Origin of the sequence: Erythrobacter crassostreae, from assembly GCF_019204045.1 — a bacterium.
Lineage (GTDB): Bacteria > Pseudomonadota > Alphaproteobacteria > Sphingomonadales > Sphingomonadaceae > Erythrobacter > Erythrobacter crassostreae.
In genome coordinates, this window is record NZ_JAGSPC010000001.1 from 1,267,608 (window position 1) to 1,280,420 (window position 12,813).

Below are 12,813 nucleotides of genomic sequence, written 5' to 3' on the forward strand. Positions count from 1 at the left end.
GATAGCGCATTGGCAAAGCCTTCGTTTAAGCTTGAAGGCCAAACTCACCCAGACCTATTGCGCGACCAGCGCCCGGAACACCTCTATCATGCTCGAAGCACTCTTGCCGGAAACGGGCCTAATATCCGACGGGCATTCGAGACAGTAAGCCTGAATGCCGCGCGCATCGGTCAGCCGTTCTACATCGACAGCGATGCGCGTCAGCATCAATTCGCGATTGATCGCCGCGCGCGCGAACAGATCGGCTGATCGCGCCGCTGGCGCCGCGTCAGCCGAAACGAGTTGACGGATAAGGGAGTTGTAATTGGCAGCTTGCTGGCCAAGGAAAACGGGGTGCCACCCGTCGTCTTCGAGCTCAGCTTCGCCGGCCACCCATGCAAGCGCATCGTCAAGGCCGCCAAATTGATCGACCAAGCCAAGTTGACGCGCAGAGCCACCGTCCCAGACGCGGCCCTGAGCAATAGTATTGACTTCTGCGTTGGTTTTGCCACGCGCTTTGGAAACGCGATCCAGAAAGTCAGTGTACGTATCGGTCACGGAAGCCTGCAGGATCGCATCCACTTCCGGCGAAAGGCCTGCGACCAGATCCGGCTGACCCGATAGCGGCGTCGTTCGGAAACCATCGGCGTTCACTCCGATTTCACTCGCGGCATCCTCAAATGTCGGGAGGACAGCAAAGACACCGATTGAGCCTGTGACTGTTTCCGGTTGGGCAAAAATGCGGTCGCTTGATGTTGCGACCCAATATCCGCCGCTTGCTGCGACATTCGCAAATGATACTGCGACGGGAATGTCCTTTGCGCGGTGGCGGTCGATGGCGCGTAGGATTTCCTCCGATGCGAGAACCGATCCGCCCGGTGAATTCACGCGCACAACCAATCCGGCAAGATCGTTTTCCAGAGCCTTATCGAGCAGTTTTGCGATCCGTGTGCCTCCGGCTGTGCCGGGACCGGCTTCGCCATCAACGATGACACCCGCGATTGTAACAACACCGATAGCTTTGCCGTTTCTCGATGGAGCAGTGTCCGCGAGGAATGGCGAGAGATCGCTTTTGGCGTAGGCACCGGGCAACTTGCTCCATTCGTCTTCGCCGGCGACTTCCGCAACGCGTGTCCCGAATTCAACTCGGTCGCCCAATTTATCGACCAATCCGGCAGCGAGCGCGGCCTTCGCAAGATCACCGCCGCTTTCTTCTACCCACGCTACGGTATCCTTGGTCACGCGGTCCAGTTCGATGGCAGGGCGCGCTTTTTTGACGTTGGCCTGCCATTCTTCCCACAGTGCGCCGTAAAGCGCGCCAATATTCTCACGCGCTTCCTCGGACATGGAACTGCGCGAATAGGGCTCAACCGCAGCCTTGAACGTACCTACGCGGTAGATGCGTGCATTGATGTTCAACCGGTCAAGTAAATCGGCGTAATAAAGATTGCTGCCACCAGGGCCTGCGATCATGGCGCCGCCAAGCGGATCGGCCCAGACTTCGCTCGCATGGGCAGCAAGATGCATGTGATCATCGCCGTAAGCGAGGGCATAGGTAAAGACCGGCTTTTCTGTTTTGCGGACGCGGTCCATCGCTTCGCCAATTTCCTGCATATGAACCTGACCGCCGCCGACAAAGGTTGTAAGATCCATTACGACAGCTTTGATACGGTCATCGCCAGCCGCTGCATCCAATGCGCTGACGAGATCGCGGGCCTGGTGCTCAATTGGTGGGGCCTGACCACTGAGCAGTGTGGCGATTGGATCGACTTCGGACCGCTCCTCAACCACATAACCGGACAAATCGATGTAGAGCGCACCTTCGCGGACCTGACCCGGATTTGGGGTGGCCGACAGAAGGCTGAAAAGAGCCAAGAAGAAAAGCAGCATGAAAATCAGGACGAGACCATCCTTGACCCCAACCAGTACTTTCCAGACTTTGCCGACAAAACTCATACAATTGGCCCCTTTGACGGCACCTTAGCCGCGCTTGCTATTCCCATCTAACCACCAATTGAACGAAATTCTATGGGCGTGGTTGCCTAGAATGGGTTGAGTGACCGATAGGCCTCGACTAAGGGCATGGCTTTAATGACAGGTTCGGATTCTTCACAGACGCAAAACCGGTTTCCGGCGGGGCGTCTCGCATTCCCGCATCGCGACCTGACCGGCATCGGCCAGCTCGAACGGCATGAGATTTTCTACCTGCTTGATCAGGCTGAACAGTGGGTTGAGCTAAACCGCCAAAGCGCCAAGCATGCAGGGCTGCTGGGCGGGATGACGATCATCAACGCATTCTTCGAAAACTCGACACGCACGCTGCTTAGTTTTGAGATTGCGGGTAAACGGCTGGGCGCGGATGTGGTCAATATGCATGCCGCGCAAAGCTCCGTGAAAAAGGGCGAGACGCTGATCGATACCGCGATCACGCTCAATGCGATGCGGGCTGACGCTATTGTGATCCGCCATGGATCAAGCGGTGCGACGCAGTTGATCGCGGATAAGGTTGATTGTCCTGTCCTCAATGCCGGTGATGGCCAGCATGAGCACCCGACACAGGCGCTTCTCGATGCGCTTGCTCTGCGGCACAAGTTGAAAGAGCGCGGCGAGAGCGGCGAAGATTTCACCGGCATGACGATCACGATTTGCGGCGATATCCTGCATAGCCGCGTCGCTCGTTCGAACATTCTTTGTCTCCAAGCGCTTGGCGCGAAGGTTCGGGTGTGCGCGCCTCCGGCATTGGTGCCATCGGGTATCGAGGCCGTCGGAGTGGAGGTTTTTCACAATTTCGATGCAGCTTTGTCAGGCACCGATGTTGTTATGATGCTGCGGCTTCAATCTGAGCGGATGTCGGGCCAATTCATCCCGTCCGAGCGCGAATACCATCATCTATACGGCCTTACGAAAGCGCGGCTCCAGTCGGCCGCGCCTGATGCAATCGTGATGCATCCCGGGCCGATGAACCGGGGCGTAGAGATCGACAGCGAGGTTGCCGATCTGCTCGACCGATCAATCATCACGCAGCAGGTTGAAATGGGTGTCGCAATCCGGATGGCATGTCTGGATATCCTCACGCGGAGCGCTCGCGGTGTGGAGGGCTGGGTATGAAACAGCTTCGACCACTCATCATAACCAATGGTACGATCGTCACTCCAAAGGGAATGACAGAGGGGGCGATCCGTGTCGAAAATGGCGTCATCGCCGCTGTTGGATCCGGCATTGCCGCTCAGGATGGCGACGAGACATTTGACGCAGGCGGCAAATTGATTGCACCGGGTTTGGTTGATCTGGGCGTTTTTGCCATCAACAAGCCCGCGTTTCATTTTGGCGGGATCACACGTGCGGCGTTGATGCCGGACCAATCCCCGCCGCTCGATTACCCGAGCCGCGTCAACTTTATCGCCAAGAGCGGCAAGCCTGATCTCTGGGTCCACCCGCTCGCCGCTGCGACAAGCGGTCTGGCAGGCAGTCAGCTGGCCGAAATCGCGTTAATGAAAGAGGCGGGCGCTCGCGGTGTCGCGACCGGGCGTGGCTGGATCGCTGACAGCGGCGTCATGCTGAGATTGCTGCAATATGCCGCGATGCTTGATCTTGTCGTCGTCGCTCATGCGGAAGACGGTTCTCTGGTGGGAGAAGCGGCTGCGACGGCCGGTGAAATCGCCACGCGGCTTGGGCTGCCAAGTGCCCCTGCCGAGGCCGAGGCGCTTGCACTTGCCCGCGATATCGCGCTGGCTGAAATGAGCGGGGCGAGGGTGCATTTCCGGCAGGTCACGACCGCGCGCGGTTTTGATCTGATCCGCGAAGCGAAAGCGCGCGGCGTCAATGTAACCTGCGGCATCACGCCAGCGCACTTTATGCTGTCCGATCTCGCAACCGCAGATTTCCGCACCTTTACGCGCCTTTCGCCGCCGCTGCGGTGCGAGGCTGATCGTCAGGCAGCGCGTGTGGCCATTGGCGATGGTACTGTTGATGTCATTTCCAGCGGTCACGATCCCTGCGGCCCAGAAGGAAAACGTTTGCCTTTTGCTGATGCGGAGTCAGGTATGGCAGGGGCTGCGACATTGCTTGCCCTGACGCTTGGACTGGTCCGCGATGAGGTGATCGATACGCCGCGCGCGCTTGAGCTGCTCTCTACCAATCCGGCGAAACTGCTGGGTGCTGGAGCAGGAGCGTTGGTCACTGGGAACGAAGCCGACATCGCGGTTATCGATCCCGATGCGCCGTGGTTTGTGGATCGCACAAAGATGGAGGCGACATCGGACAACACGCCGTTTGACCGTCAGGGCGTGCAAGGCCGGGTGAAGGCTCTCTTCAAAGGCGGCGTCAAAATCTAAAAAATACCCCCGGAGCTTTCGCCCCGAGGGTAGTCTCGCTGAAGTATGTAAGTTTGGCTTAGCGCGTGCGAGCGGCAATGCGCACGCCGCGATCAACCGCGCCTTTTGGCGGGCTCGATGCGGCATAGGCAAAGCAGCCACGGCCTGCCGATTTAACGGAGCCGCACATGCTGCGCGCGCTCTTCGATGAGAAACCAGCCGCTGCGACGCGGAAGAATGTTTTGCCGTTCACACGTGCTTCGGTGATAACAACATCGTGACCCTTCAATTCAGGGTGCTTGCGCTGAATTTCGCCCCACTTTGCTTCCGCGACTGCGCGGTTGCTGAAGCTGCCCAGCTGCACAAGGTGAGTGCCTGCTGGTTTGGATGCTACCGCCATACGGCGCTGTGGAGATTTTTGGGCGACGCGTGTTGGAGCCGCAACCGGGGCTTTCACCGCAGATTTTGGCACGTCTTGAACAACGGCGTTTGAAACAAAGCGCGGCGCTGGTTTGCGAACTGGCTTCGCAGCCGCTGCCGGTGCTGGTTTGGCTTTTGGAGCGGGCGCTGCAGCGGCCACCGGAAGCGGTGCTGAGCTCTTTGCTGCGACACGAACCGGACGGTTGGGTTCAACACGTTTCAGCCCGTTTGAAGTGTCGCTCAATTTCGCTGCTGAATTTGGAACAGTCGCAATTGCAGGAGCAAGCTCTGCCGTTTTAACCGGAGCCTGAGCTTCAGCCTCTGCAACCATCATTTGCTGACTTGGGAAGTTGGCGAGTGCCAGACGTTGCGGCATGCCGCCATCCGAACTCGGAGTGACATTAAGCAGCGAGGCAACGCGGACCTGATAATCCTCAGGACGCGCATTTGCGGCCCAATCCGACAGACGGCCATCAAGCTGATCTGCTGGAACATCTTCTGCGGCCATCACGCGTGCTGCGCGCCAGTTTCCGGCAAGAGCATAGGTGTAAGCCAGGTTCTGGCGAACCTTTGCGCTGTTCTGGCCATCACGAAGCGTGTTGGTGAGAACATGAATGCCGCGTTCTGGATTGCCTGCGAGGGCAATAGCCAGACCGTAATCGGCTGGATTGATGGCGTTTTCCCATTGGCTCAGTTTGGCGAGCGCGGCCTTGTTCTGGCCCATCGCGACTTTGGCAAGCGAGTAGCTAAGCACTGTACGCGGATCTTCGCTGCCAAGCTCAAGAGCGTCTTCGAAACTGGTCGCTGCCGATTGGAAGCGGCCTGATTCGAGATAGGCAGCACCCAGCATCGCACGGAAGCCAGAATTGCGTGGTTCGGCGTAGACAGCTTCTTCTGCAAAGGCGATTGCCTTGTCGACCTGACCTTTTTCAAGAGCGACCTGAGCCTTGCTGAAAGAGGTTGCTGCTGGCGGTGCAGCGGAAGTGGTGCAGCCCGAAAGCGCGACACTGGCGAGCGCGGTGGTGACGACCAAGCCGATTTTCGGCGTGCTCATACGGCTCGATTTGCTGCTTTGCGTTGTCATGGCCATTGTCCTGGTCCTCTTCATATCGCTCAGTTGCGTTGCATGCGCTCGGCGAGCGCATCCAGTTCTTCAAATTGAGTAAGCATTGCGTCGAGCGCTTCGGTGACAAACGCTTGCGCGCTCACACCTTTCATCGTCGAAGCGAGACGCAATTTCAGATGGCGATCGGCATCAAGACGCAGCGTAAAGGCGGCGCGTTTGCCGGTTTTCTTTGATTTCTTGGCAGTCGCAGCCTTCTTTGCCTTGCGTTTGCTCGGCTTGACTGGCTCGTCAGCAACTTCCTCGCTGGCGGGCATCGCCGCATCGGCAAGCACGCGGTCAGTCAGATCTTTTTGCTGACGACGGACAATCGGGCTGGGTGCCTCGATCACGTCTTCATTGGCTGCGCTTGCGCTGATCGATACGACATCAGCGCCGGTTTCGGCCTCTGTAGGATCGTTTTCGGCGCCTTCGCTGCCCATATCGTTCCAGCCCAAGTCTTCGAGCTGCTCGTCAGCCATTGCTGCCATCTCTGTCGGATCTTCCGGGAGCGGCGCAAGCTGAGGGCGCATGGCAGGCTTCGCCCCGCCCTTACGAGCGAGCAAAGCCGGGTTTAGAGAGGCAAAGCTGGCTTCAGACATGGTCCAGGGTGCCTTTTACTGAGCAACCCGGCGACCGAAGCCACCTTGTGACCGGCCAACATTCGCCTGCGGCTGACCGCCACCCGGAGGTGCGGCAAACACAGTGCGGCGAAAATTCTTTTCAAGCCGGTCGGAAATGTATTTCCAAAGCGCGGTAAGCTCTGCGGCGCTGCGGCCTTCAGGCTCCACTTCCATCACAGTGCGGCCATCAATCATAGAGGCTGCAAAGTCTGTGCGGTGGTGAAGCGTGATCGGAGCAACGGTGCCGTGCTGCGACAGCGCGACAGCGGCTTCCGAGGTAATTTTGGCTTTCGGGGTCGCGCCATTGACTACGAAGACCAGCGGTTTGCCAGCGCGTTCGCACAGGTCAACTGTAGCGCCAACTGCGCGCAAATCATGCGGGCTAGGGCGGGTGGGTACTACGATCAGCTCGGCGACACCGATCACTGACTGAATAGCCATCGTGATCGCTGGCGGTGTATCAATCACTGCCAGTTTGAAGCCTTGTTGACGCAGAACCGCAAGGTCATTGGCCAAGCGCGATACAGTGGTTTGCGCAAAGGCGGGATATTCCGCTTCGCGTTCATTCCACCAATCGGCGAGTGAGCCTTGTGGATCAATGTCGATGAGGACGACCGGTCCAGCGCCAGCGCGCTGAGCCTGTACGGCCAGATGTCCGGAAAGGGTCGTTTTACCCGATCCACCTTTCTGTGATGCCAAAGCAAGTACACGCAACGTCTGGGTCCCCCTGATTGTGACCATTCGTGCCGCTCATTTGCGGCTGAGTGACGTTGAGATCGCAGACTACCCCTAATTTTAGGTTAACATCGCAGCCGTGGCCGGAGTTTTCTAAGCCTCATGGGGCGGCAACGAAATCCTAACCCTTCGTTCACTATAGTAAGTGTCACACGAGATAATCGTCATGCCATTTACGGGCGTGGCTTTAGTTAAGGAGCGCACTGCAAATGGCAAAACGCATCACAAATTCGAACTCTTTGATCCGCCGCGCGGCGTTGATCGGTGCCGCTGGATTGGCCATGATCGCTGGGCCGGCACTTGCAGATGTTAAGGCGGGCGTGGATGCATGGAGTGCGGGGGATTTTAATCGCGCCGTGGCCGAATGGCAGGCACCGGCACAAAGCGGCGATGCCGATGCAATGTTCAACCTTGCGCAGGCATACAGGCTTGGCCGCGGGGTTACCGCCGATGTTTCGCGCGCTAAGGAATTATACGCAGAGGCCGCCGAACGCGGCCACGTGAAAGCGGCCGATAATTACGGTCTCTTGCTGTTCCAACAGGGGCAGCAGCGCGATGCTATGCCGTTGATCAAGTCTGCTGCCGAGCGCGGCGACCCGCGCGCGCAATATGTTCTCGGCCTCGCTCACTTTAATGCGGATTACGCGGAAAAAGACTGGGTGCGAGCCTATGCGTTGCTAACGCTGGCTCAGTCTTCCGGATTGCCTCAGGCGTCAAAAGCGCTGGGGCAGATGGACCAGTATGTACCCAGCGAAGATCGCCAAAAGGCACAGCTTGTCGCTCGTGAGATTGAAATCGAGGCGGGCAAGCGCCTCTCTGCTGATTTAGCGGCTGTTGATCTCGCTACGCGTTCACCGGCACCGGCACCAGCACTGGCACCGGCACCAGCAGCGGCGCCGCAGGTTGCTCCGCAACCGACACGCGTTGCTGCGGTCACCTATCAGCGTCCGGCAGTTCAGCCGAGCGCTCCGGCCCCCAATCCAACTCCTTCGCGTCCAAGTGCAGGCGGCAAATGGAAAGTGCAGCTCGGTGCTTTCGGTGTTTCTGGCAACGCGGATCGTCTTTGGAACAAGCTTTCCGGCAATCCGGCGCTTTCAGGAACCCGCAAGGTTCTTGTGCCGGGCGGTAAGGTAACACGCCTTCAGGCAGTCGGTTTCGCCACTCGCGGTGAAGCAAGCGCTGCTTGCGCCTCGCTCCAACGCCAAGGCCAAGGCTGCATCGTCGCAAAGCCATGATATAGCTCTTCCCCTCATCTGAGGCCCTGCTAGATTGCAAGGCAGGGACCAGATGGGGACGAATAATGAGCGACGCTTCAGCCACGCCAGCAGCGGACGACATCACGGCGGATAGTGAGGCTGTTCTGGCGCCGGTGACCGTCAAAGAGCGTATTTCCAGCCTCGATTTCATCCGCGGTATCGCCGTGATGGGTATTCTGGCCGCGAACATCATCGCCTTTGGTCAGCCTTTAATGGCGACTTTCGACCCCGGATCGTTCCTCTCGAACGATAATGATCCCGACCATTGGTGGTGGATAGCGCAGTTCGTATTGATCGACGGAAAAATGCGCGGCCTGTTCTCGATCTTGTTCGGAGCTGGCCTGTTCCTGTTCCTTGAAAAGGCAAACGAACGCGGCAGTGGCACTGGACTTGTTATCCGGCGGCTCGCATTTCTCGGCATGTTCGGCCTCCTGCATTTCTACTTTATATGGTTCGGCGACATTCTTTTCTTGTACGCAGTGAGCGCGCTTGTGCTGCTCGCATTTTATACGCTCAAGCCATTCAATCAGTTTGTGCTCGGGATGCTCGGCTTTGTAATCAGCGCGCTGATTTACACCGCGATGATGGGCGGTTTGTATCTGATGGCAAACGGCAATCTGCTAAGTCCTGAAGAAGCTGCGGAAATGCAACGAGAGATGGCGTCGGGGATGAGCGTCGCTCAAGGAATGACCGATGCAATTCTGGCGGGCGATTATCTCGGCTTTGTTGCGTCCAATTTCACAGAGAACTTGCTGACGCCGATTTCTGCTGTGTCCCAAAGCCTGGTTGAAACGTCGAGCCTGATGCTGATTGGCATGGGCCTGTTCCGGATGGGCTTTTTCGAAGGCAAATTCGACCGCAAGAAGATGGTGCTTTGGGGGTGGAGCGGCATCATCGTCGGCGGAGCGTTATCTTATTGGGTGGCGACTTGGGTGATTTCGACCGACTTTGATTTGCTGGCGGCGATGGCGGCCTATCTCGGTACATCGGCTCTACCGCGCCTTGCCATGGCCATGGGGCTCGCGGCATTGTTGGTGGTGTATTCGCCAAGCTGGACCGGATGGTTGGGCCAGCGCATTTCCGCTGCAGGCCGCGCGGCCTTCACCAATTACCTCGGTACATCGATCGTCATGCTGTTTGTGTTCCATGGCTGGGCACTGGGTTATTACGGTGATCTTGGCCGGCCCCAGCTCTACATTATTGTTGTAATAATGTGGGCAGTGATGCTGATTTGGTCAAAACCCTGGCTTGATCGCTATCGCTACGGCCCGCTGGAGTGGTTGTGGCGCTGCCTGACCTATTGGAAAAAGTTTCCACTCCGACGGTGATTTCGTTGCTTCGATTGAGTTGGTCAATCGGCAGCGCAGCTCGCCGCAAGGGCGACCGCCCGCCCGCAGGCCCAAAGGGGCGAGGGTGTCGCGCACCGGATGGTGTGCGCAAAACAAAGAATGCCCTTGCTATTGAGAATAATTCGCATATCTTGCTTCTGCAAACGCTTCGCAGGAGTGATTCTAAAAGCCAATGTATATCTGCATTTGCAACGCAATCCGGGAAACGGACCTTCGTAAGGCTGCTTTGACGAGCGGCGGAGACGCAGAAGCGACGTATGCTTGTCTTGGCAAGCGGCCGAATTGCGGCCAATGTCTTGGAAAAGCAGGTGAAATTATCGATCAGGAACGCGCGCTCGCAAAAGTCGCTGCTTCTTGCGAAAAAGTCGCAGTATAAGTTAGTCAGGCGTTATTGCGAATTGATCGCAAGCCCCTGATTTATAAAGAAAAATTTTGGATTACACCTTGTTTTAGGTGAATTGAGCGCGCATATAGGTGGTGCTCAATCACATCATTCGCTGCGCCTGGCGCGGCCATAATTCAAGGAATACAACGCCATGAAGGGCGATCCCAAAGTCATAGAATTTCTGAACAAGGCGCTCACCAATGAGCTGACCGCAATCAATCAGTACTGGTTGCATTACCGCGTGCTCGACGATTGGGGCGTGACCAAGCTCGCTGCGTATGAGCGCAAGGAATCCATCGAAGAGATGGAGCACGCTGACAAACTTGCCGAGCGCATTCTATTTCTTGACGGTTTGCCGAATTTTCAGGCGATCCATAACCTTCGGGTTGGCGAAAACGTGGAAGAGATTCTCAAAGCAGATATGGCTTTGGAAGAAGACGCGATTCCTCTGCTGCGCGATGCAGCTGAACACGCAAAAAAGGTGAAGGATTATACCTCAGAAACACTCTTTGAGGATATTCTTGCCGCCGAGGAAGAGCATGTCGATTTCCTCGAAACCCAGTTTGACATGATCAAGAACATGGGCCTGCAAAATTACGTGCAGTTGCAAAGCAAGGCGGCTGGCGAGGAGTAATCCCGCGTCAGCGCTTTAAATATCTATCCGGACAGGGCGGGGCGGCGACGTACCCGCCCTTTTCATTTGCCCTTACGCTGAGTGTGTTCCGGCCCGCGTGCGGCGACCCACGTCTCGCGAAGGAAATGATATAGGGCAGTGATCAGCAATCCCATTGTTACGATCCAAAGCACTGCGACCACAGTACCAATCTTTGCATCGATATAGACGGAGCTGAACAGTACCGCGATAACAACGCTGATGACCACGGCAGCCGCCGTTGCGAGCATGATCGCCCGGCGCGCGAGCAATCGCCGCGAACACAACCAATCGATTTCCAGATCCGTCTTTTCTGTCTGCTTCTGTTCGCTGATTTCGGACAGCCGCTCAATTCGGCCTGCAATCCAATTGAGCCGTGTGACCATCACGTTCATAATGCTGCCTATACCGACCAGCAGAAATGCCGGCGCCAGGCTCAGCTGGACAGCACTTAAGGTGTCGGGTGTGCTTGATGTCCGCTCCAAAATTTCGGCGGCGATATCTGATGCTGCGAAAAGATCGAACATTACGTTTTGTCCGATCCGCCGCTGTAGTTTCCGCCTCCGCCCTTGTTGGCATTGTACGGGTTCTTCGGGCTCTTGAGCGAGACGCGCACCGGCACAGCGTCAAAGCCCAGTTTCGCGCGGATGCCGTTGACCAGATACCGCTCATAGCTTTTCGGCAGCGCATCAAGCCGTGTTCCGAAGATCACAAAGCGCGGCGGACGGGTGCCGACCTGTGTGATATAACGCAGTTTGATTCGGCGGCCTCCCGGTGCCGGCGGCGGATTGGCCTCCATCGCATCGTCGAACCAGCGGTTCAGAGCAGCGGTTGGTACACGCTTTGACCAGTTTTCGCGCAATTCAAACGCGGCGGAAAGCATGGTGTCCAGCCCTTTGCCGGTCTTTGCGCTTACTGCGAAAAGCGGAACACCGCGCACTTGGGCCAAACCATCATGTAGTGCGGCTTTAATGCCGTTAAACAAGCCGCTGGGAGTATCATGACCGCCTTGTCCGGCAATATCCCATTTGTTGATGGCAATCATCAAAGCGCGGCCTTCTTCGAGCGCGAGGCTGGCGATTTTTAAATCCTGATGCTCAAGGCCTTGTGTCGCATCGAGCAGCAGAACAACGACTTCGGCAAAATCGACCGCACGGCGGGCATCGGCAACGGATAGCTTCTCCAGCTTCTCGGTCACATTGCGTTTTTTACGCATACCGGCGGTGTCGATCAGGCGGATTTCACGCTCGCCATCGTCGTCTGGCCCCGCTTTCGGGTCGGTCCATTTCCAATCGATCGCGATGGAATCCCGCGTAATGCCCGCTTCCGGTCCCGTCAGCAGGCGATCTTCGCCAAGCAGCCGGTTGATGAGTGTCGATTTGCCTGCATTTGGGCGCCCGACGATGGCCAGCTTGAGCGGGCCAAGCGGCGCGTCTTCATCAAATTCTGCTTCGTAGTCAGCAGTTTCTTCCGCAGCATCGGCTTTCTCGCCAATGATCGGCCAGAGCCCGGCAAAAAGATCTGCGATGCCTTCGCCGTGCTCGGCAGACAACGCGACCGGCTCACCCAATCCGAGCGAATAGCTTTCAAGTACGCCCGATTCGCCCGCGGAGCCTTCCGCTTTGTTGGCGACAAGAACAATCGGCACTTCGTTTTCCCGCAGGTAGCGCGCAATCTCTTCATCGAGAGGCGTAAGGCCAGCGCGCGCATCGATGACGAACAGCGCGGCGTCTGCACCTTCTAGGCTCGCCTCGGTCTGCTTACGCATGCGGCCGGGCAGGGTGAGGTCGTCCTCGTCCTCCCAACCAGCAGTGTCGACGATCGTGAATTGCAGGCCAGCTATCTCGGCATCGCCCATCCGGCGATCACGAGTTACGCCCGGCTGGTCATCGACCAGCGCGAGTTTTTTGCCGACGAGCCGGTTGAACAGCGTCGACTTGCCCACGTTGGGACGACCAATAATAATAACCTGAGGTTTCATGATACGCAGCAAGTGGCC

11 protein-coding genes are annotated in these 12,813 nt (G+C 57.3%); 5 read left to right on the plus strand and 6 right to left on the minus strand.

Annotated elements, in window-relative coordinates; all coding sequences use genetic code 11:
• Nucleotides 1-54: 54 nt before the first annotated feature.
• Nucleotides 55-1,935, minus strand: coding sequence for a signal peptide peptidase SppA (gene sppA, locus KCG46_RS06195; RefSeq protein ID WP_218404398.1), 1,881 nt, complete (start codon nucleotides 1,933-1,935; stop codon nucleotides 55-57).
• Nucleotides 1,936-2,070: 135 nt separating this feature from the next.
• Here sppA and KCG46_RS06200 point away from each other — a divergent pair, with 135 nt between their 5' ends.
• A complete protein-coding gene (locus KCG46_RS06200; RefSeq protein ID WP_218405339.1) occupies nucleotides 2,071-3,087 on the plus strand; it encodes an aspartate carbamoyltransferase catalytic subunit in 1,017 nt (338 codons plus the stop codon).
• Nucleotides 3,084-4,313 (plus strand): dihydroorotase, encoded by a 1,230-nt coding sequence (locus KCG46_RS06205; protein ID WP_218404399.1) that lies wholly within the window; start codon nucleotides 3,084-3,086, stop codon nucleotides 4,311-4,313. The genes KCG46_RS06200 and KCG46_RS06205 overlap by 4 nt, the downstream gene beginning before the upstream one ends.
• A 58-nt stretch (nucleotides 4,314-4,371) precedes the next feature.
• On the opposite strand, the gene KCG46_RS06210 is transcribed toward KCG46_RS06205, so the two are convergent.
• From KCG46_RS06210 to KCG46_RS06220, 3 genes are read right to left on the minus strand one after another with little or no spacing between them, the layout of a single operon-like run.
• Nucleotides 4,372-5,796 (minus strand): SPOR domain-containing protein, encoded by a 1,425-nt coding sequence (locus tag KCG46_RS06210; protein WP_218404400.1) that lies wholly within the window; start codon nucleotides 5,794-5,796, stop codon nucleotides 4,372-4,374.
• 29 nt (nucleotides 5,797-5,825) lie between these two features.
• The gene (locus KCG46_RS06215; protein WP_218404402.1) at nucleotides 5,826-6,416 is read right to left on the minus strand and encodes a hypothetical protein; all 591 of its coding nucleotides are present in this window, start codon (nucleotides 6,414-6,416) and stop codon (nucleotides 5,826-5,828) included.
• Between the two features lie 15 nt (nucleotides 6,417-6,431).
• The gene (locus KCG46_RS06220; RefSeq protein ID WP_218405340.1) at nucleotides 6,432-7,151 is read right to left on the minus strand and encodes an AAA family ATPase; all 720 of its coding nucleotides are present in this window, start codon (nucleotides 7,149-7,151) and stop codon (nucleotides 6,432-6,434) included.
• Between the two features lie 230 nt (nucleotides 7,152-7,381).
• Between KCG46_RS06220 and KCG46_RS06225 the strand changes: the two genes are divergently transcribed.
• The 3 genes from KCG46_RS06225 (at nucleotide 7,382) to bfr (ending at nucleotide 10,796) form a co-directional block, all read left to right on the plus strand.
• Nucleotides 7,382-8,407 carry an SPOR domain-containing protein gene (locus KCG46_RS06225; RefSeq protein WP_218404403.1) on the plus strand — a complete coding sequence of 342 codons (1,026 nt, stop codon included), beginning with the start codon at nucleotides 7,382-7,384 and terminating at the stop codon, nucleotides 8,405-8,407.
• Between the two features lie 65 nt (nucleotides 8,408-8,472).
• The gene (locus KCG46_RS06230; protein ID WP_218404406.1) at nucleotides 8,473-9,756 is read left to right on the plus strand and encodes a DUF418 domain-containing protein; all 1,284 of its coding nucleotides are present in this window, start codon (nucleotides 8,473-8,475) and stop codon (nucleotides 9,754-9,756) included.
• 557 nt (nucleotides 9,757-10,313) lie between these two features.
• On the plus strand, nucleotides 10,314-10,796 hold the full coding sequence (bfr, locus tag KCG46_RS06235; RefSeq protein WP_218404407.1) for a bacterioferritin: 483 nt from the start codon (nucleotides 10,314-10,316) through the stop codon (nucleotides 10,794-10,796).
• 62 nt (nucleotides 10,797-10,858) lie between these two features.
• On the opposite strand, the gene KCG46_RS06240 is transcribed toward bfr, so the two are convergent.
• A complete protein-coding gene (locus tag KCG46_RS06240) occupies nucleotides 10,859-11,341 on the minus strand; it encodes a DUF2721 domain-containing protein (RefSeq protein WP_218404408.1) in 483 nt (160 codons plus the stop codon).
• Nucleotides 11,341-12,795: a ribosome biogenesis GTPase Der gene (der, locus tag KCG46_RS06245; protein WP_218404413.1), complete on the minus strand. Its 1,455-nt coding sequence runs from the start codon at nucleotides 12,793-12,795 to the stop codon at nucleotides 11,341-11,343. Before der ends, KCG46_RS06240 begins: the two co-directional genes overlap by 1 nt.
• Nucleotides 12,796-12,813: the final 18 nt, after the last annotated feature.

Coding starts and splice junctions, on each gene's coding strand:
- KCG46_RS06200 (WP_218405339.1), top strand. CDS start 2,071: ATGACAGGTTCGGATTCTTCACAGACGCAAAACCGGTTTCCGGCGGGG.
- bfr (WP_218404407.1), top strand. CDS start 10,314: ATGAAGGGCGATCCCAAAGTCATAGAATTTCTGAACAAGGCGCTCACC.
- KCG46_RS06240 (WP_218404408.1), bottom strand. CDS start 11,341: ATGTTCGATCTTTTCGCAGCATCAGATATCGCCGCCGAAATTTTGGAG.
- KCG46_RS06225 (WP_218404403.1), top strand. CDS start 7,382: ATGGCAAAACGCATCACAAATTCGAACTCTTTGATCCGCCGCGCGGCG.
- KCG46_RS06230 (WP_218404406.1), top strand. CDS start 8,473: ATGAGCGACGCTTCAGCCACGCCAGCAGCGGACGACATCACGGCGGAT.
- KCG46_RS06215 (WP_218404402.1), bottom strand. CDS start 6,416: ATGTCTGAAGCCAGCTTTGCCTCTCTAAACCCGGCTTTGCTCGCTCGT.
- der (WP_218404413.1), bottom strand. CDS start 12,795: ATGAAACCTCAGGTTATTATTATTGGTCGTCCCAACGTGGGCAAGTCG.
- KCG46_RS06205 (WP_218404399.1), top strand. CDS start 3,084: ATGAAACAGCTTCGACCACTCATCATAACCAATGGTACGATCGTCACT.
- sppA (WP_218404398.1), bottom strand. CDS start 1,935: ATGAGTTTTGTCGGCAAAGTCTGGAAAGTACTGGTTGGGGTCAAGGAT.
- KCG46_RS06210 (WP_218404400.1), bottom strand. CDS start 5,796: ATGACAACGCAAAGCAGCAAATCGAGCCGTATGAGCACGCCGAAAATC.